We start from the raw sequence: 19,813 nt of genomic DNA, 5'->3' as shown, positions 1-19,813 counted from the left end.
ACCTGCTTGCCGCCTATTTCGGATCGGAGGACAGTTTTTTGCCGGCGGACTGGACCGCTGGCTTGCTGGCACCTCTGCCGAGATTTGTCACTTTGCGCCAGGATTGACGAAGCTGTCGCCCACGTGTGCTCAGCAGCACGTAAGATAGAATGGCCAACGCGGCGAGCGCACCTCCTGCACTGATCGCGATGTGAGTTGCGATGAATTTGGTTGGTTCGGCGGAAGCTGCCGCTGGGACAACGGAGACCTCATGCTGAGCTCGCTCAACCGGCACGAACACGACCGCCACCTTGTCGTACGATAGACCTTCGATGCTGTTGGCGACGAGCATCTTAATCTGCGGCAGCAAGGCTGAGAGCTTCGCGTTGGAGGCGTGTCGAATGAAAACCGACGCCGAGGACGGGGTTGCATCCTGTCGCAAAAGATCATTCTTCGGCAGAACGACATGAACACGGGCGGAGAGAACCCCATCGATATCGTTGATCGTGCGCGACAATTCTTCACTGAGTGCATAGACGTAGCGGGCTCGCTCCTCAACCGGAGAAGCAACGAGGCCCGCTCCCTTGAACACCTCACCAAGGCTTTTGAAGGATTGGCGCGGCAAGCCATGGTCATTCAGCAGCTCGATTGAGTAGGCGAGCTGCCTTTCTTCCACCTGAATTGTGCTGGTCCCATCCTTACCGACGACACGGATGGCATCGACGCCCTTGCTCAGGAGCAGCCCAAGCATCTCGTTGGCTTCACGCTCCTGAACTTTGGTATACAGATCAGCTTTGCAACCGGCGAGGGTCAGCAAAAGCAGCAACAGGACGAGAGCATCAAGCCGCTTTCTTGCGGGCCGTCCCTTACCGATCTTGTCCTTCGTCAAGACAGCCAACGGCCCACTCAGCCCGCCGATAGAAGCTTATTCAGAGATGAACTGACAGCACCTGTCCCCTTGGAGATGAGCGAAACCTGGATGACGCCGTTGTAAACATCCCGCAGATTCGCCAGCGCCGAGTCGAAATGATCCACACCCTCCGGTTTGCCCACTGGATGTACCTCCACTTGCTGCACACGCAACACCGGTTGCGCGGCCGGCCCAAGTTGCAGACTCTTGGTAGGATCAGGCTCGCCGACGAGCGTCGGCGAAACTGCACCCGACGGAAATGGTTTGCCCTGGTGGATAGCAGAAATGCTCTGAAGGACGCGATCGCCTAGCGGGCTCGCCGGCGCTACTGCGCGCTGCACTTCCGGCAGCGATGGAGCTGGCGCGCGCTCGGTCACAGAAGAGGCGACACCTTGGTTCGAGGCCTCCTGCGCAAGACTCTCACCAAACTGAGCGTGTGCCGGCGAACAGCCGTTGGAGGCACACTCGACGGAGTTGGCAGAGATCGACGTAACGCCAAACAACATGGAGGAAATCATTTCTGTCACGTGGTGAGATGAGCCGTTCGTTCACACGGATGGGCCGCACCTTAGAAAAGCAAGCTGACCAAAAACTGACGAGCATCTGTCATCTAATGATCACGGTTAGCTTCCAATTTGAGACGAAGCATCGGCTTCCAAATTTTGGGACAAATTCCGGTGCTTGTTCTCAAGTGTAAAAATAGCAGGAATGCTCATCCCATCCACAAGGCTGCACATCTTGAAGAAAGCTCTCTATGCTGGTGTTTTCATTTGCTTTGGCGTCGTCGAGGCGCTCGGCGCTCCCCTGGCGCTGCCATCGACGCCTTACAGTTACACAGTTCTGGATCAGGACCTCGCGGCCGCACTGCAGGAATTCGGAAACAACCTAAATATTAGGGTCAATGTCAGCACCGGGGTGAAGGGGCGGATTCGCGGGCGAATGCCGGATCTCCCACCGCGAGAGTTCCTCGAACGGTTGATTAATCTCTACAATCTTCAATGGTACTACGATGGGCTGGTGCTCTACGTATCCGATGCGCATGAGGCGCAAAGCCGCCTTTTGGTCTTGAGTCCAATCAGCTTTGATGCGTTCAAGGCGGCACTCGATGCGCTCAACGTCTCCGACGAGCGTTACATCGTGAGACCCGTACCGGGAGATGGCCTCGTCTTCACCTCTGGTCCACCGCGCTTTGTCGCGCTTGTGGAGCAAACAGTGAAAGGACTTGCGGCGGAGGCACAGGCACGGCGAAACCCGAGCGGCGCCGAAAAGCCGCCGCACGAGTCGGTTTTGATGCTGTTTCGGGGATCCTCCAGCGTGGTCATTCGCGAAGGACGACCGAATGACGCTCCTTCGCCGGAGGCACCACATCAAGACGGCGTGGTCCAAACACCCGATGCAGGTAAGAAATGACTTGATGACAACAGATGGCCTGGAAGAGATGCAATGCGCCTGCTTATGCCCTCTCAGCTTTTCGAAAGCTACTGCTGCCACTGTCAGAGCGCGGATGTGTAGATGGCCGATTGCCGCAGGGTGGCGTAATAAACGTCCAAACCGGAGCCACGGATGCGAACCAGAATTCTAGCCAGCAGCATCGGTGAGCGTGCTTTGGCACTTTAGCGCCTCATGCGATCTTTTGAACAACTCCACGAAGTCCGTCATGCAAATGAGCTTCGTCGCATAAGAATGAAAGCCACTCCGTGTCCAAAAGGACGAACAGGATGGACTTGAACGCGCTAAGCCGGGCGGACAACAGCCCAGAAGTCCCACTCGTCCTCATCGCCCGCCGGTCCAAGGGAGTTTGAGCGTGAACTAATGGCATTGCATGAAATACCCGAATACAGCCAGGACCTAATTTGGCAGGAACTCGGAGGCAGATCATCGCGTGTCGAGCCATCGTTGAGCGGCGGCGAGCGGTCCAATTCCCAACAGCCGATCGCTCAACATCGCGCGGACGCCTCCGATTTCGGAGCTTGGCAAGATCTTGAGCCTTGGCTCATGCGGGCCGGGTCACCTCACGCTGGACCGTCTCAAGCTGGCCCTCGTTGCACGCACGGATTGCTCCGCCGGAAATTGGAGATTTCGCCATGGCGAACGGTCGTCGCGCCAAGGACGACTGGGTCTTCACTGGCCAAACCGCTACGCCCGCTCAGATCGAAATGCTAACAAGCCGCGATCTCAAACCTACCAGGGATGTCCGGACAACAACGTTCACCATCCTGGGTGTGCCTCACACGGCGGAATGGCGAGAAGAAGGTCTTATTCGTCTCAAGCCGTCGCTGGACCCTTCCCTTTGGCCTGCAGGTTCGAGCGAACACTCGCCAAGCGGCTAAGCATGATGACATGAAGAATGCCGAGTGCAGCTGAGCTTCGATCCGCTCGGGGCAATAGGCCCCGCACAATACCGTCGGCTTTTTCAAGCATCTACGCAAGCGCCAACACTCTCGTTGGGCGCAGGCGCGAGGTCGCTACGCGTGGGTGATTTCACCATAAGATGCTGCGGAGACCTGCGACGTTGTTTCACGAATCAGCGCACGTGACCATCCCCAGAGCGGCAGACTCGGCCTCGCTTATTCGGACTAGTTGGCCCGGAGGCGAGCGATCGAGCATAACAAGCAAGCCGATTCCGATATCGAGAACCCATCACCGCCTCTCACACCATCATTGCGCGTCTCGTTGTGAAACCTCTGAGCGCCGTCAGCTTTTGGAAAGCTAATCGAACCTACCATGTGGCGTGAATATCTAGATGGCGATGTGCCTATAGATTGTAGCGGAACTGAGCGCGGGGGGCGCACTGAGCAATCGGAAGCGAGTGGTAGGAGCCATCGAAGCCTATCGACATTTCTTGCTCGTTGTTCGTCGCGATTCTCGGGCTGCGCCACATCACCGGCTTGTGGTGCGATCTCAAATCAGAGGACGTATAATGTCAGTCAACAACCTATCGATAACCGCCAGCTCGAGTTTGTCCGGCCTGGCCCCCGGGCCCTCATCGGCGCAGGATCTTTCAAATTTCGAGGCGATGCTGGCTAGTTTCTCGTTGAAAGACAATGCCGATGACCGTTCCACTCCACAGGATCCGCCGGCTGCAGACTCGGCCAAGCAGCTGACGGAGGAACTGACGCAGGAGGTGCGGAACATCCTCCCGCCGGAGATCAAGGCCGCACTGGACGCATGTCAGCAGGCCCCAGAGCCATCCTCCGCGGAGTCCTCCTCCGCTGCGAGCGCCCCGAAGATTGCAGAGGCACCCGTACAAAGCTCCAGGATCACGTGGAACAGCGGCACGCTGACTGATGCCGAGCTGCAGATTGTGTCGGTGCTGAACCGACACAAAGACAAATGCCCGCTGGATTGGAAATCTCTTGGAGATTTGGCCAACGATCCCTCCACACCACCGGATCTAAAGGCGGCGATCGAGGCTCTGCAACTGGACCCAGAGCTCTTCTATGCGATAGGCTCGCAAGGTGACGGTCGCTGTGGCGGGAAGATCAAAGCAGGCGATCTCTCCGGCTTCTCCGATCACCACCCTCAGGTTGCTGCTTTCCAGGAGCAGCGGGCAAAGAGCTATACGCAAAACTACATCCCTTCCGACGGCACCCGGAATGGCGAGCCATCGGTTATGACCCAGACCGATGCATTGCGCGAGCTCTATCGCTATTCCGACAACCTGCCTAAGAACCTGAGCCTTGCGGATTTCAAGCGGATCGTCGACGGCGAAGCTAAAACCGGCAAATGCCCGCCACAGGTCCTCGCGGCCGCTCAATACTTCCTCGACCACCCGGATGGATGGAAGAACTTGTACGGTGGCTCGATAGACAAGGTCCACAAAGAAGACTTCCTGCAGGTTGCTTCATCATCGATGAATCTCTCGCAAGCCGAGCTCGATACGCTCAATACGATCAGCAAGAACCAAAACGCATTCTTCGGAAAGGGTGATCTGACCCGAGAAAAACTGGCGAGCATGGTCGATGATAAGAGCCTCGCGCCCGAGGTGCGAAAGGCGGCCTCCCAGCTGCTCTCCGATCCTGTGTTGTTCGGGTTGATGAACAACGCGATTACGGGCTACAAAACCCACCATAAGTTCTTCGACTTCGGCGGAGGTCATACGGTCGATTCCGGCAACATCAGCAAGACCGATTTCAATCAGTTCTTCAACAACATGTCGGGTGCGAACCGCACCGCTCACCAAGTGAAGACGCATGCCGTCCGAACGCCTGCCGAGCAGGACGCGGTCGCGGACATGACGATGGGCGCGGCAGACCAGCCCGACATCAAGTCTCCCAAAAAGAACGGTGGCGCCTTCATGCACGCACTTAATGACGTGCTCAAAGTTGGCTCTAAAATATTCGACTGGGCCGCGACAGCAGTCGGCGTTCTTGGCTTCATTCCAGGCTTGGGTGAATTGGCCGATCTGGCGTCAATGGTGCTCGAAGCCGAGGCGCAAGCTGCAAATCTTCTTCACACTGCCATCAGTGGCGGCAACATAAAGCAAGCGCTGGAAGAAGCCGGGCTGAGCCTTGCGGCACAGGCGGTGGGCTGCATCGCCGGACCTGAGGTCAAATTAGCAATGCGAGAAGGCTTGGTGAAGCAGGCAATTCAAGAAGCCGCGACGGCCGGCATCAACCTGCCGGTTTCGGTGGCCCAGTCCTATGCGGAGGATTATCTGAATAACCTAAAGGCTCGCATCGAATCTGAGCGCTTGCAAGCTGCAGGCGCTAACGCCTAGGCGGAGCGACACTATCTTCTCAGGATCACGCTGGAACGCTAATCGAGCTTGCGCGGCCTCCGCGCGGTTGGGCCTCTCTGCCGAGCAGTAGGTCGCGCAAGCTCTACCAGCATATTTGAGACCGCCCCCGAATCCGAAGAACTTATTTCGGCTCTTCACTGCGTACAAACTATGTTGGCCGCACTCGATCGTTCGAATCCGACCTCAAACCCAGTCTGCCGCTGTGAAGTTCACATCGATTGTATACGTCCGCCTGTCAAGACCGCGATGCATTAATACTACGCGACAGACCGGCCGCAGCCGCGGAGCCTGCCGGTTGCGCAAGGATCGAGAGCACATTGGTCCAGAGCGGTAGAAGTCCGAAGGGCTCTTTCTCGAGTGGCGGGCTTCTGCTCGGTCTCCCTGAAAGTAGGTCGCGATTGACGGATCTGCTATGGGCCCGCCAGGACCGAGGGACCGCTCTTGGCCGCTGAATCGGCCGTCACTCTGGCTTTCCGCCTCGCTCCGACCAGGTCAAGCTCCACCTGCAAGCAAATTGTCGAAAGAGCTCGGAGGCATCGCAAGGGACGTGAGCCCGAGATTGCAGCACGTCGGCCTCAAAACGCTTTTGTTAGTGGTGGCTTTGATATTTCGCTATTGAAGCTTTGGAAACGATGAGCAACGTGCTCACCCGACCAAGCTCCACAAACGATTGTTTGTCTTAACACTGATCTCCAGCTTTCGCGGGCAACTTGTTCAAATACGGTCGGCTGGTGAAGACGTATAATGATGATCGACCATCGGCTCGTTGCATTTTCTACGACTCGTCAGCTTGTCGAAAGCTAATACTTGCATAGTGGAGGATGGAAACTGCCTCCATTGGCACGATCGAATTGACATAGGAGAACCCGATGCGCGTTACGAGCTCTAGCGCCGCTGGGCACGTTGATGCTGACCTCCATGCGGCTGGCGGCAAAAGCGGCGGCAAAAAAGGATCTCACAAGCCTGGCGAGGGCGACGATCATGCCCGATCGCCTGATGCAAACATTCCCGTAAACGGCGGCGCGTCCACTCCGGGCGGCAACTCGCACGAAGCCGCTATGCAGCAAGCGTTCAGCGCCGCTTTGGGAGCCGCTGCTCTCCAAGTTGCGAATAGTGCAATGAGCCATTTCGACGATGTCATGGCCGAGACAGAGGAGGATTCCTGACGTCGCATGTTGCGACGTTAGGAAATAGGAGCCGCACGTCGCGGCGAAATTCGAGCACACAGGAGAATAGTATGACTAAGAATGTTGGTGCGTCTCATACCTCGACTGCAGGTGGGGCAGCCGGTACCGCTACTGCTGCAGCCGCTTCCACGGCCGCTGAAGCTGCTGGAGAGGCGGCATTCCAACGGCAAATCGCCGCTCTGACTTTGACCAGCACAAAGGCTGCTGAGAGGGATGTGGAACTTCGCGTCGTCTCGACCGAGCTCTCGACCGTCAAGAAAGCGGCCGATGAGCGGGTGCAGTAAGGGATGAGATGGGGCGACGTCGCCGCCCCACCTTCCCCGGCTGCTTAGTCTGTGAAGTCGCACGGGCCGTACGGTTTTGCCGTACGGTTCCGTTCGCTGTTCAGGAAACCGACCGTGAATGATCCAAATTGCCCGCATTTCGAAGTGTTGTCGGGGTGTTACTCCGGGCTGACAAGTAAAGTGGGGGTCGGATCGTGTCTGATTGGCAGCAGCCTCGATGCTGACTTGATCTTCGTCGAACAAGGCCTCGAACCGCACCATCTTCGTGTCACCCCCCGTTCCAATTCAATTGAGATCGAGGCCCTTGCCAGGGACGTTAGGATCGAGGGGCAAGAGACTGTTTTACCGAACGAATCCATTGTTGTCCCTCTTCCTGTCGTTTTGCATGCCGGGGCGATGTCCATTCGCTGGACGACCGAGGACTACAAACAAGCTGGCTCCATCGACCGCCGGCATATATCGCTCGCCTTTCTTGCTTTGGTCCTGATCAGCTCTGCCGCGGTTGGCGCAGTCTCACCCAGTTTTGTCCAGACCGTCACCGCCGTGGCGTCAAGTCCGTCGTCCCCTGCTCCGGACATTGCGCCCAAGCTGGCGCTCAGCGCTCCTGACGCTCTGGCCACCGATGCAGCTGCCGAACGGTTGCAAGAGGAAGTTGACAGAGCGGGCCTTGTCGGCATCAAGGTCGGCTCTGGGGCGGGCGTTGTCACCGCCGATGGCACCGTTACGCCCGCCTCGCTCGCCACATGGCGAGACGTCCAGCAGCGGTTTGATCACAATAGCAATGGCGCTTATACGCTCGTCAATGCGGTGGCTATCAAGGATGAGAAGACGCCTCCCGCAATTGGGGTCCAAGCTGTTTGGCGCGGGAGCGACCCCTATATTGTCATTGCTGGTCAAAAGTATTTCGTCGGCGCGCTCTTAAGCAATGGATGGACCGTCTACGGGATTGAGGAAGGGCGTGTTCTGCTGAGCCGGGATGGCCGGCTTGCCACTCTACCCTATTAGCGTTTTAGGCCGCAGGTAAGGAAGCAAAGTGCCATGACTAGGCTGCCCCCCAATCCCGTCGAGCCCGGCACCTCTTTTCAGGAGCCAAACGTTGATCATCATGCATCTGCCATCACGCCGGTCAATTCTCGAGCCAAGTCCATCGGGATTGACCGGACGCGCGGCAATGATCCCAAGAGCCACACCTCACTTTCTCGTCATAGTGACGTGCCGGATCGGCTGGTGGACGCCACGATCGAGAGCGCGCTCGAGCTCAGTTCGATCGATGCAGTTTCGCGCATCAATCTAGACGAGGCGCGCGCCCCGCCAGGTCAGATCGATCCAAGCTCGGAACTCGCTTGGCTTAATGAGCCCAATCTCGCGCACAGTCTGCTCTCCTTCGTGACGCCGCGCTTACGTCATTCGCATGTTCTGCGTCCAGAGCAACACGGCCTTCTTCTGGAGCGTTTAGCTGATACGCTATCAGCCGCGCCAGAGGATTTGGTGCCGCGTGAAGGGGCCGCCCTTCTGCAACTGGAGCTGCAACGTTTAATCCTGCTCCGGCAGAGTCACAACGGCCTGATCAAAGGCTAGCAATGGTCGGGCCAGACAAAGTGCAACACTTCACATCTACACAGCCGCCGATCGTTGCCGAAGCCGGCGCTATCGAGCTGATCTCCGGGCCGGAGCGAGATTTGCTCTGCGTGCTTTCTTATGTCTACCTCGCGTGCGGACAGAGCGCCAAGAGCCTGGCTCTGTTGCGGCTGGTCGCTCACGAACAGTCTCAAGACATCGGCCTGCTCCGCATCCTGGCCTACGCTCTCATCTCGGAGCGTCGCGGTGACGAAGCACTGTCGGTATTGGACAGGCTTGACAAACTGGATGACGAGCCGTCTTCGTGTCCGCCCTTGATGCTGATGCGCAGCCACGCCCTGCGCCACGCCGGCCGCATGACCGAAGCGCAAGCCGTCTTCAAACGCTATGTTTTGTTGCGGGGCAGCACAGCTGCAATCGAACAACAATAAGGCTTCTCATGGCCAACCTTCTACGAAATCTCCTCACGCGCGCGCCGGCTCACCCGGATTTGATGGTCGCGTTGATGCTTCTTCTGGCGATCGGAATGATGATCATGCCGATCCCGATCGTCGTGATCGATATGCTGATCGGCTTCAATCTGGGGTTTGCCATATTGCTGTTGATGGTGGCCCTGTATCTCAACACGCCGCTCGACTTTTCGTCCCTGCCGGGCGTCATCCTGATCTCCACCGTCTTTCGTCTCGCTCTTACCGTTGCAACGACGCGACTGATCCTAGCCGAGGGCGATGCCGGCAGCATCATTCATACGTTCGGCGATTTCGTCATATCCGGCAACATCGCCGTCGGCATTGTCATATTCCTGATCGTGACCATGGTGCAGTTCATGGTTCTCGCCAAGGGCGCCGAACGGGTGGCGGAGGTATCGGCGCGCTTCACGCTCGATGCGCTGCCGGGCAAGCAGATGGCGATCGACGCGGAGCTGCGCAACGGCCATATCGATCAGCACGAAGCCCGCAGCCGGCGCGGCGCGCTGGAGCGAGAAAGCCAACTGCACGGCGCTATGGACGGCGCTATGAAATTCGTGAAGGGCGATGCCATAGCCGGACTAATAGTCATCTGCATCAACATGCTGGGTGGCATCACGATCGGATCGCTCTCCAAGGGCATGTCCCTCGAGGAGGCGATGCATCATTATACCATCCTGACGATCGGTGATGCGCTCATTTCGCAGATTCCGGCCCTGCTGCTGTCAATTACAGCTGCAACCATTGTCACTCGTGTCAACGGTCCTTCCAGACTCAATCTCGGCGCCGATATCGTCAACCAACTTACGGCCAGCACACAAGCGCTACGCTTGGCCTCCTGTGTCTTGCTTGTGATGGGGTTCGTTCCTGGCTTCCCTTTGCCGCCCTTTGTCATACTGGCCGCGCTGTTCTCCGCCGCCAGCTTTCTCAAGGTTGGCGTGCAAGAGGGCAAGACCGCTCTCAAGGCCGGCGCCGGTGCCACCGGCTCGGCTCCCGCTTCCGCACAAGGTCAGAAGCAGACCGTGCCCGCGGAGGCACTTCCGATTACGCTGTCGCTGGCGTCGAGCCTGATGCAAGCAATCGACGTAGGGGAACTCGAGCAGTGCGTCGCACGGGTTTCGGCACTGGTTTCAGCTGATCTTGGCATCACAATTCCACGCATTCCCGCCCAAAGCGCACAGCACCTGGCCCAATCGCAATTCCGGGTGGATGTCGAAGGAGTGCCGGTGGAAGAGGGCGCCATTGACCCGACACAACTCTTACTTAACGACGACGTGGCGAACATTGAACTGAGCGGGATTCCCTTTTGGCAGGACCCAGACACGAATCGGATCTGGATCGAAAAAGGCCATGCGCCCGCTCTCAAAGCTGCCGGAATAGGGCACCACCGTCCGAGCGAAATCATCGCCTTGCGTGTCCAGTCGACGTTGACACGCTATGCACAGCGCCTGGTGGGCATTCAGGAAACCCGTCAGCTGCTTAGCCGGATGGAGCAGGAATATGCTGATCTGGTGAAGGAGGTGCTGCGCACGACACCGATCCCTCGCATCGCGGATGTGCTACGTCGCTTGCTGGACGAGGGCATCCCGATCCGGAACACCCGTTTGGTTCTGGAGGCGCTTGCAGAATGGAGCGAACGGGAGCAAAGTGCCGTACTGCTCACCGAATATGTGCGCTCCGTTCTGAAGCGGCAGATCTGTCACCGCTATGCCAACGCCCATCGTGTCGTGGCGGCCTTTATCGTCGAGCGTGAGACCGAGGATATCGTGCGAGGTGCTGTGCGCGAGACCGCTGTCGGTCCCTACCTCGTTTTGGAGGATCGGCAAAGCGAGATGCTACTTGCACAATTTCGCCAGATCCATTCGAGCATCGCGCGCAGTCAGAACCAGCCAGTTATCCTGGGCTCGATGGATATCCGGCGCTTCGTCCGAGGCTTTCTCACCCGCAATGGAATAGACCTACCTGTTCTCTCGTATCAGGATCTCGCCTCGGATTTCACCGTCCAGCCGATTGGCTCCGTCAAACTTGCGCCTGGCAAGGACAAGACTCCTACAGGCGGGCATCGTGACCTCCTCCCTGCGGCCGGCTGACGAGCAGGTGTGGGGTCGTGAGATCGCTTATGAATTCATGTAAGATTAATGTTCTGCGGCGCTGGCGTAACTTTCGTCGCCATTCGTGCTCGGCCTTTCTCCCCATGCTTGCCATTGTGCTGCTCGCGGGTTGCGCTAACTCGCACACGTCGGGTCTTTCACAGCAACCGACGTCTACGGCAGAGCTGGTTAGGGCCAAGGAGGTCGATCCAGCTATGCGCGAGCGCATTTCTCACGCCCTCGGTCGCGATGCTGACGAGAAGGCTTTGCGCGATGCGCTGAAGCAACGACCGGACAATGTCGATGCGGCGATTCCTCTTGCGCGGGGCCTGCTGATGCGTGAAAGCCCTGATGAGGCGCTTGAGGTGCTCGACACCATCTTGCTTGCAGCACCCGGCGACGTGCGCGCACTGAACGCCAAAGGTGTTGTGCTCGATCACGAGGGCCGCCATCACGAGGCGCAAACGCTATACCGCCAAGCCCTGGCAACTGACCCAGAAAATCCGATGTTGAGCAACAATCTCAAGCTGTCGCTCGCCCTTGAAGGGAAGAGGCAGAACGGCAATCCCGACCCACAACTGCAAGCGGATGGCCGGCACGCACCGTACCGTTAGAGGTAGTCAACGAATAAGAGCGGATCGCAGTTGCTCGGTGCCTGTCTGTCAGCTTACCGACAGCTAGCCGATCATTAGCCGCCGTGGAGGCTCAAGACTTAAATTCCGTGCGAAGCGACATCGTTCGTACAACGAAACCGACATGTATAACCAGGATCAGTAACCCAACCACACGCCAAGTGTATCCGCGACGGATGAATGAGACGCCCCGCGAACAATGGATCTTACTGAACTGATAGTCAAACGTTTCCAGGACATAGTCTCTACTAAGAATTCGGCGCCATCGAATTTTTCCTCCGGGTCGATCTTCGATGGCAACCCCGCCGTACTCGCTCATTTCCAAGCCGCCAGTGGTTGATATCTCAAAGTCTTAAGTTTGCTGGATGAGATGAAAGCACCTCGACGATAGATCTCAGCGTCACTCATCCGCTGAGCGAGAGCGCACATACGCCAGCCAATCGTTCATTCCCTAAAGGTTCTTCTGAACCCGCACCACGCGGCGTCATCGGCGAAATCTGCGCCAAGACAAGATCACCGTTTCCGGTCGCTCGACGCCCGGTTTCTTTTGACAGAGCGTCCTCGATATCGCTTCGCCAACGATGTTGAGCCGTCGGCCGCCCCCCCGCTCACCCTTCGATCTTGTTCTCCATGACACGTTAATCTCGCCTCGGCACGAGCAGATGCATGCTTGCTATTTGCGTCACCAGCCCGCTTCAGCACCCGCATATCTCGATATTCTTCAGCAGAGTGAGAGCTCGTCGTTCGGGAGCATCTCTCGGTAATTGACGAGCCACTTCGCTATCTGCCGAAATGACGATCTGATCCAGCAGACCTTTGATGATCTGCCAAGCCATAGCCGAACCGCGAAGCACCGCCTCGATTGCGCTTCCACCGAGCTCGCAGTCTGACGCTACGTAAGATTCGGTCGCTTCATGCCAATCTAGATGGCGGCAGCGATAGATAAACCTATGGCAATCGCAACGACCACCACAGGCAGACAGTTGATTCTTGGTGGTGCATTTCCAGCTGCCCACAAACCTCACGTAGATCACCAGCACAAGTGATTTACTCCCCATTCTCAGCCTGCATCGTCGTTGCGATCCAACGACGTCACTTGCTTGATGTTGAAAACGTTCATCGGGTGCAGAGCTCTCGCATCGAAGCTTCATTGCCCCTTCTTTCTGCCATGTTCGCACCCAAAGCAGAGACGCGCCGGTTGCGCACTTTGCGCGCGGCAATAGCGAGTATCTCAGGAGATTTCCATGGTGAAGCCAGTTGTAATTGTGGTCGGCGCGGACAAGGGAGGAGTCGGCAAGACGACCGTATCACGAACGCTACTGGACTACTTCAGCGTCAACAACGTGCAAATACGCGCATTCGACACGGAGTCGCCGCGGGGAACGCTGAAGCGCTTTTATCCCGAGATCACCGAGATCGTCGACATGACGACGACGGCTGACCAGATGAAGATCTTCGATACCCTGAACTCAGGGCTGTCCGTCACTGTGATCGATGCTCGCGCAGGATTACTGTCCTCTGCGTTGGCTTCCTTGCGCGACATCGGATTTCTGGACTCGGCGCGGTCTGGCCAGATCACGTTTGCCGTGTTTCATATCCTGGGATCATCCATCGCTTCGCTAGACGAGATCGCAGAAACCGCGACCTTCATGAGCGGCGCAAAGTACTATCTGGTCAAGAACTTCATCAACGACACTCAATTCTTCCAGTGGGATCAAGCGACCTATAATTCCTATTTTCACCGCATCAAACATGCGACTGAGCTGGTCATACCGAAGCTTAACGAGATGGCTTATGAGCAGGTGGAAGTCGCATCCGTCCCATTCATAGACTTCGTCGCAAACAAGGGGCGGAACGATGAACCCGCGAACAACTCTTTCGTGCTGCGCGGCTATGTCCGGCACTGGCTGGCAAACGTCTGGAGCGAGTTTGATCGCATCAACTTGACGGAATTAGCCGGCGCCAAGTCCGCAACCCGGGCCGGCGAGAAGTAGTCGCTTATTCGGCGAGCTCAGGTCGGGCCCACGTACGAAACAAAATTGATCTGCTGGCTATGTTAGCGACCCCCATCTACATCATCTGCTCTCCTAGCCCGCAGGTCGGTAAAACTCTCATCGCTCGGGCCATGAGCGAGTTCTTGTTGCTGAAAAACGGCACAACGCTGTCGTTTGATGTCAACTTGAAAGAGCCGTCGTTGCTCGACTACCTCCCCAATATCACGGAGACCGCTGATGTGATCGACACTTACGGCAAGATGCAGCTGATGGACCCCCTTGTCATCCACGATCGGGTACCCAAGGTAATCGATCTCGGCTTTCACGCCTTCGACGAATTCTTTAAAATGTGCGATGAGATCGGCTTCATGAAGGAGACGGCGCGCTGCCATGTCGCCCCTATCATCCTCTTCGTCGCGGGCGCTGACCGCATCTCGTTTCGCGGTTATGAAATGCTGCAGCGGCGAATTCCACCGGCGTCGCTGGTCACCGTCCACAATGAATTCGTGCTGCGTGGCGAATTACCTGAAGCGATGGATGGCGAGCGGGTGCTTCGGATTCGCGCGCTTCCTCTGTTCCTCAAAAGATATATAGACCGGCTTAGCTTTTCCTTCACTGGATATCTGCGCAACGAGAAGGACTGGTCCACCGAGCTGCATCAATGGATCCGACGGAACTACAGCATGTTTCGCGATCTGGATTCGAGTGTGATGCTGCGAAAGGCCTATCGATCTCGGGGCACGGATATCGACAGCCTACGTTCCACAAGGGCCACCTGAGATTCCGATCTGCTTGCCAGCTATTCGTGCGGCTATGAGCAGTCTTCAATAGCGTTCTCAACGGGACGCGAACGCATGAATTGCGGTGTACGAGTCTGCAGTGGATTGCCCATCTTTACCGTGACGTCCGCACCCATTCGCCGAATAGCCCATGCAGACACGCCCGTCCTGGAAAGGATCGATGACTGTCTTCACCTTGTGAGCGGCTAGGCGGATCGACAGGCCCTTCCATCAGAGGGCGATCATAGATCAAGGCCGAGTTTCCCGAGCACCTGGTGCATGACCGCGCTTTTGATCTCGCGGGCGATCTCGTTTCGGATCTGGGCGCCGAGCACCCGCTCGGCATCGGCGTTGCCTGTCAAACCTTCCTCGGCCAGTTGGAGACTCAGACGGGTTTGAAACTCTTCGCCCATAGCATCGACGAGCCGCTCCTGCATGGCAGCATAATCTTCGGGCGCGATGCGCCTTGTCACGCTTTCCCACGGTTGCCAGCGCGTTGCCAGATAATCGGCAAATTCCGCCGCTTCCTGATTCCGCACCGATGCCCCAGCGCTGGCCACATCGTCCTCGGTCACGTGAGAGACGTTCATGAAGCGCATGTCGGGAGCGATGTGCCGCAGCTCGAGCGGGTCGCGCAGCTGGGTCTGGTAGGCAAGGTAGACCTCGATTTCATCGACGTCCGCGTCCGGATCGGCACGACGAAGCGAGTTGACCCTCTCGCGCGCGATTTCGTCTAGCGCTTCCAAGCGAAACATGACGCGGCCGTGCTGGAGCAGTTCGCCCGGTCGCCCGTCATAGACGCCGTCCTCGACATCAGCGTTCAGGCGTGCGGTCTGCATTCCGTTCCAGGCCAAAGTAACGCGATCCTCGCAGCTCGCGCTCGCTTCCGAAGCCAACTCGAAATATTGCTCGCGCAAACGCGGCCTAACGGCTGCCTGCCGCAAATCTTCGGCGACCGCCTGGCGGAACGCCTCGTTGCCATAGTTCACGGTGCCACGGAGCCTGTCGAGGAAGCGTGCATAGTCCGCGGCCCCCGCTTCATGGCCGAAGTGCTGCCAAGTGGCCATTGCCATGGGCTCGTCCTCGAGCCAGTCCGCGGCAACCTCTTGCAGGGACCGCGGCTGAATTTCCACCGCTCCGTCCGCCGTCGAGAAGAAAACCTGCGGGCCGGCATAGTGTCCGGCATGCATCGCTGTTGCAAGGCCGGCCTGCACCCAATCGGCGAGCGGATTATTTTCCAGATCAATGCTCGAGTCACGACGTAGCTGCGTCAGCAGGGTCTCGGGCACGCTAGTCAGCTGGTTGTTGCTGGCGCCGAGCCACAGCAGCTCGGGCGGGACCGTTTCAGGCAGGCTGGTCAGCCAGTTGTGGCTGGCGCTGAGCCATTCGAGCTCGGCCGGAAGAGGCTCGGGCAGGTCCGTCAGCTGATTGTAGTCGACGTTCAGACGCTGGAGCCCGGCTGGAAGCCCGGGCAGGTGGGTCAGGCGGTTGCCGCTGACGTCCAACTCCTGAAGCGTTGCTGGAAGGCGTTCGGGCAAGCTGGTCAGCTGATTGTTGTCGACATTCAGCCGCCGCAATCCCGGCGGCAGCTCTGCGGGCAGGCGCGTCAGCCCATTGCTGATGGCATAGAGCCGCCGCAGCCCAGGTGGAAGCTCGGGTAGGCTGGTCAGCCGATTATTGCTGGCGTAGAGCCGTTGGAGGCTCGCCGGAAGGGTCTCGGGCAAGCTGTTAAGCTGATTATCGTCGACATTCAGGCGGCGCAACCCGGCCGGAATGGACGCCGACAAGGCGGTCAGGGACAGAGACGACAGATCTAACGGCTCATTGAGATCGCCCGCGCCCCGCCAAGCCCTCGTTACCGCCTGTTGCCGATCCTCATGTTGCCCCTGCCCGTTTTCGGCAGCCCAGTCCGTCAACATCTCGTCCTGCGAGGCAGCCGCCTCGGCAGCGGACGCCTGAACGTCCGTTAAGGCCTCTCCCCACTGCGATGCGGCCGGAGAGCCCGGTTCGGAGCTTTCCGAATCGGACGTTGCGGAAGGAGTACCAGCGCCGAGCTGTTCTGCATTCATCGATGTCGTCTCTTCGGTAGCAAAATGAAGCAAACGCGCCGGGGCGCATCTTAGAACTGGTTACCGGCCATGGAGAACGCTCCACCGGCTAACTGCAACGAAGTGCGATCACACAGCGGGGCCGTCACGCACCGCTGGCGCGAATACGCTGGCGAGTGCTACCCAGTAACTTCAGACGGGGCAGCGAACCCAGGCGAAGTCTCGCTCGTGGATCAGTTGATATTGGAGTCTATCCCGGTGCCCCCTGCCAGATCTAGCCCTTTGAGCCGGCTCTGCCAGCGAGTAGCGATGTTCATGATACGAGAGCCAGCTGTCGATAAGCTGACAGACCGCGGAGCGACGAAACTGGACGGCTCCCATCAATTACACAACCTTAGGCTCAGCGCGACGCAGTGAATTACTTCGAGCTGGGCCGACTGGTGCCGGGCGCCGGCACCCTGGCAGCGGGACGCTTAGGCTCGCAACTTTGCTGTCGCTTGCGGAGGCGGCCCCACTTCCCCCTGCGTTCAACGCTTATGCTAAATAGCTGAGCTAAAAAGCTTGCAGCCCATCGCGCCTCATGCCGCTCGGCCTTCCACGAGACGCGGCGCGCATCCGATGTTAACAACACGGGCTCGCTCAGTTTCTCCGATGACGAGTTCCCAGCCATTGACATCGGCCAGAAAGACCGGACCTGCCCCCTCGGCTCACCGTCGCAGATCTCGACGGGCAAGCGCTGATGAGACGGCACTTGACCCGTACGCGTTCGACTGAATGATCGAACAGCTGCATCTGCACTGGTGCGAAGACTTTCTGTATGCCGAGCTCAATTTAGTCGATCCGCGCCGCGATCAATGAACTCGAGCATCGACTGCGCCTCATTGATCTCGCGTGAAACACGTTTCAATATCCGTATTGCCATCTCCTCCGTCGCGATCAGTCCCGCTCTCTCGCAGGCTAGCCCAAAATGATGCATCACCTGCTCGTCAGAGGGCGCGATACGGTTCTGCAACAAGCTGGTCGTCAATGACGAGAGCATGTGCTCGACGACGTCATTCTCCGCCTGGCTCAAGATCTTGTCCTTCTGATTTTTTGTTCGAAGGGTCGACGTTGCGCAGTTTCTTGTCGCGCGTGACCACCACTATTGAGAATGCAACGATGTCGCTGGCTCGATCGATTTTGCCTAGTGCCCCCGTGAGGCTGGTTTGAATGGACATAACGACCTTCCGAGCTTTCACCGCAGCGCTCTGTGCGGCCATCAGTCCTGCCGGTCATCGCCTCTGGCCGGATGAACAGTCTATTCCGTTGGAGTATTTGCTTGCGAGCGCGGGCTGTTCACCCGGCGTGCTTTCGCTGGACCGCTAAAAACGCGATTACGGCTGGGGTCAGCCATATTCTGCTGCCTGTATCGTTCCACCATCCAGGCCATCTCGCGACTCCAACTGGTCGGTGTACCTTAGCCCGACGTCCCGTGCAGACGATGCAAATGGCTCCCTGGCCATCGCCCGCAAGCGCGAAAACTGGCAATCGGCACGCCGTCCCCATCGGTCTCCACTTTCGATGCGCCATCAACGCCTGCCAAGCGGGCCTTTATCTTTTACGCATCAGCAAGCCTACAATCTGTCGCAGCGTGAGATTCAAGCTATCAAATTGGTCTTCTGAGGCGGACTGTGCACAGCGGATGTCGATAGCAAGATTGTCCATGGAATGCTCATTTGGCTCGACACTGCGTCTAGCCGACATTTGCGTCAGATTGCCAAGATCCCAATCCCGGCGCGTGCGTCTCTTTCATTGGATGGATCGTGCCGGGGATCGCAGTCAGGCTGGCTCGCCTTCCTAGAACAATCGTCCCCATGGCTTTCTCATGTTGTTGATGTGGTCCACCTCGCCCGATAAATTATTTATCGGGTAAGCGATTGCGAATGCCGGGTACCACCGCGGGACTGACCAGCATCAGAGAGGAGGCGTTCGCAAGAAGCCGCCGCCGCTTTACGCCGCTTGGGCCGCTAGAGCTCGACATCGCTACGTGCGACTCGCGAGCTGTGGCCCAAGTCAGGTCGCGCCCAGCGACTCAACAGGCAACAAAGCCGTCGAGCCCTTGCAAGTTCGTGAGATCAGATGGCTGCGGAACGAAATCTGGCGCTGCCGTCGATTCCTTAAAGGGACCTACCTGGCACGGAGCCCAAGGCCGTCGAGAAGCGTCTGCTTGAACAGCATTCTGCCTTTGAACGGCTCTTGTCGACGGCGTTTCCTTTGACCTTGAGTCCTAAAGTGTATTCGGCCAAGAGCACCACGATCGGACGAAGCGACTCCCCTGCAGCGCCCATCGAGAACGCCGCAATGGCATCAAGCGATTCCTTCGAGAAGCCGATGGGCAGCTAAAAAAAAGAGGTTTCCTAGCTCAATCTGTACCTTGAGCCCGGCACTCGAGACCAAGCTAATCCCCAGCTGAGAAATCTGAGGAAGACCGCGACGGAACAAACCTCCAACGCTAACATTCCGGCGATCTTTTGCCACTTATAGCGATTTAGCCGCCTGACGGAAAATACCTGGTTGCCGACCATAACGCTCTAGATCGATGGGCAGCACGGATTCCTGCAGATGTCCGGCCGTAACCACCACAGTTTACGCAGATTGTCCTTCCGACCAGTTACGGTGAGCCGATGGCAATTTCACGACGGCCTCAAAGTCGGCGAATGACTGCAGCGCTGAATAAAGCGCAACTGCTGCAGTACGAAATAGAAGTTCAGAGCGCATTACAACCTCGTAACACGCGTCGGCGCACTATTGATCGGCGATCGAGGCCAGTCGATTCACGGAGCTCGCTCGATTTCTGCAACTGCTGCTCGGACGCTTCACTCTCGATGGAGGACGATCGGAAGCCTGTTGAGACTTCGTCTCGGTCCGTCGTTTCTCTCCGCCGCGGTTGGCATCATGCGGCGGCATTCGCCGCGCAAGTTCTTGAAGTTGTCCCTAAGACAAAATATGGCTACGTCCACATCGCTACGCCCTGTAAAGTGGTCACAGAAGCGCTTCACGTCTGGTCTGCACGACGTGAAGACTTGCTCGGCCCGCCGATCCCGCGCACGAGCGTGTCCTGTGCACCACGTGGCTGCGATCGCGA

General features: G+C 57.8%; 16 protein-coding genes. 11 read left to right on the top strand and 5 right to left on the bottom strand.

Annotation, left to right across the window (positions count from 1 at the left end):
• Positions 1-13 precede the first annotated feature (13 nt).
• Positions 14-853: a type III secretion system inner membrane ring lipoprotein SctJ gene (sctJ, locus tag GGD67_RS13030; RefSeq protein ID WP_409411361.1), complete on the bottom strand. Its 840-nt coding sequence runs from the start codon at positions 851-853 to the stop codon at positions 14-16.
• Between the two features lie 32 nt (positions 854-885).
• The gene (locus GGD67_RS13025) at positions 886-1,407 is read right to left on the bottom strand and encodes a nodulation protein NolB (RefSeq protein WP_246790770.1); all 522 of its coding nucleotides are present in this window, start codon (positions 1,405-1,407) and stop codon (positions 886-888) included.
• A 190-nt stretch (positions 1,408-1,597) separates the two neighbouring features.
• On the opposite strand from GGD67_RS13025, the gene GGD67_RS13020 reads away from it, so the two are divergent.
• The 11 genes from GGD67_RS13020 to GGD67_RS12970 all read left to right on the top strand — a co-directional run bounded on the left by GGD67_RS13020 (position 1,598) and on the right by GGD67_RS12970 (position 14,641).
• Positions 1,598-2,299: a nodulation protein NolW gene (locus GGD67_RS13020; RefSeq protein WP_246790769.1), complete on the top strand. Its 702-nt coding sequence runs from the start codon at positions 1,598-1,600 to the stop codon at positions 2,297-2,299.
• Positions 2,300-3,809: 1,510 nt separating this feature from the next.
• Positions 3,810-5,609: an HrpF/NolX family T3SS translocon protein gene (locus GGD67_RS13015; RefSeq protein ID WP_409411346.1), complete on the top strand. Its 1,800-nt coding sequence runs from the start codon at positions 3,810-3,812 to the stop codon at positions 5,607-5,609.
• An 890-nt stretch (positions 5,610-6,499) separates the two neighbouring features.
• Complete coding sequence (locus tag GGD67_RS13010; RefSeq protein WP_179733244.1) at positions 6,500-6,796, top strand: hypothetical protein; 297 nt, start codon at positions 6,500-6,502, stop codon at positions 6,794-6,796.
• Positions 6,797-6,867: 71 nt separating this feature from the next.
• Entirely contained in the window at positions 6,868-7,101 is a 234-nt protein-coding gene (locus GGD67_RS13005; RefSeq protein ID WP_084674877.1) for a nodulation protein NopA, read from the top strand.
• A 114-nt stretch (positions 7,102-7,215) separates the two neighbouring features.
• Positions 7,216-8,106: a hypothetical protein gene (locus GGD67_RS13000; RefSeq protein WP_179733242.1), complete on the top strand. Its 891-nt coding sequence runs from the start codon at positions 7,216-7,218 to the stop codon at positions 8,104-8,106.
• 33 nt (positions 8,107-8,139) lie between these two features.
• Positions 8,140-8,679 (top strand): hypothetical protein, encoded by a 540-nt coding sequence (locus GGD67_RS12995; RefSeq protein ID WP_179733240.1) that lies wholly within the window; start codon positions 8,140-8,142, stop codon positions 8,677-8,679.
• 2 nt (positions 8,680-8,681) lie between these two features.
• Positions 8,682-9,110 (top strand): M48 family metallopeptidase, encoded by a 429-nt coding sequence (locus GGD67_RS12990; RefSeq protein WP_179733239.1) that lies wholly within the window; start codon positions 8,682-8,684, stop codon positions 9,108-9,110.
• A gap of 8 nt (positions 9,111-9,118) precedes the next feature.
• Positions 9,119-11,236: a type III secretion system export apparatus subunit SctV gene (sctV, locus tag GGD67_RS12985; protein WP_179733237.1), complete on the top strand. Its 2,118-nt coding sequence runs from the start codon at positions 9,119-9,121 to the stop codon at positions 11,234-11,236.
• A 215-nt stretch (positions 11,237-11,451) separates the two neighbouring features.
• Entirely contained in the window at positions 11,452-11,850 is a 399-nt protein-coding gene (locus GGD67_RS12980; protein WP_246790768.1) for a tetratricopeptide repeat protein, read from the top strand.
• 1,262 nt (positions 11,851-13,112) lie between these two features.
• A complete protein-coding gene (locus GGD67_RS12975) occupies positions 13,113-13,862 on the top strand; it encodes a hypothetical protein (RefSeq protein WP_091956594.1) in 750 nt (249 codons plus the stop codon).
• Positions 13,863-13,921: 59 nt separating this feature from the next.
• Complete coding sequence (locus GGD67_RS12970) at positions 13,922-14,641, top strand: hypothetical protein (protein WP_179733235.1); 720 nt, start codon at positions 13,922-13,924, stop codon at positions 14,639-14,641.
• A gap of 242 nt (positions 14,642-14,883) precedes the next feature.
• Here GGD67_RS12970 and GGD67_RS12965 read toward each other — a convergent pair whose 3' ends face one another.
• From GGD67_RS12965 to GGD67_RS12955, 3 genes are all read right to left on the bottom strand, one after another.
• Complete coding sequence (locus GGD67_RS12965) at positions 14,884-16,710, bottom strand: NEL-type E3 ubiquitin ligase domain-containing protein (RefSeq protein ID WP_179733234.1); 1,827 nt, start codon at positions 16,708-16,710, stop codon at positions 14,884-14,886.
• A gap of 805 nt (positions 16,711-17,515) precedes the next feature.
• Positions 17,516-17,761 (bottom strand): hypothetical protein, encoded by a 246-nt coding sequence (locus tag GGD67_RS12960; RefSeq protein WP_246790767.1) that lies wholly within the window; start codon positions 17,759-17,761, stop codon positions 17,516-17,518.
• The gene (locus tag GGD67_RS12955) at positions 17,742-17,906 is read right to left on the bottom strand and encodes a hypothetical protein (RefSeq protein WP_183236302.1); all 165 of its coding nucleotides are present in this window, start codon (positions 17,904-17,906) and stop codon (positions 17,742-17,744) included. The genes GGD67_RS12960 and GGD67_RS12955 overlap by 20 nt, the downstream gene beginning before the upstream one ends.
• Positions 17,907-19,813: the final 1,907 nt, after the last annotated feature.

This window comes from Bradyrhizobium sp. IAR9 (genome assembly GCF_013408065.1).
Taxonomy (GTDB): domain Bacteria; phylum Pseudomonadota; class Alphaproteobacteria; order Rhizobiales; family Xanthobacteraceae; genus Bradyrhizobium.
Note: the sequence above shows the minus strand (reverse complement) of the source record. Positions and strands in the feature narration are given on the sequence as shown.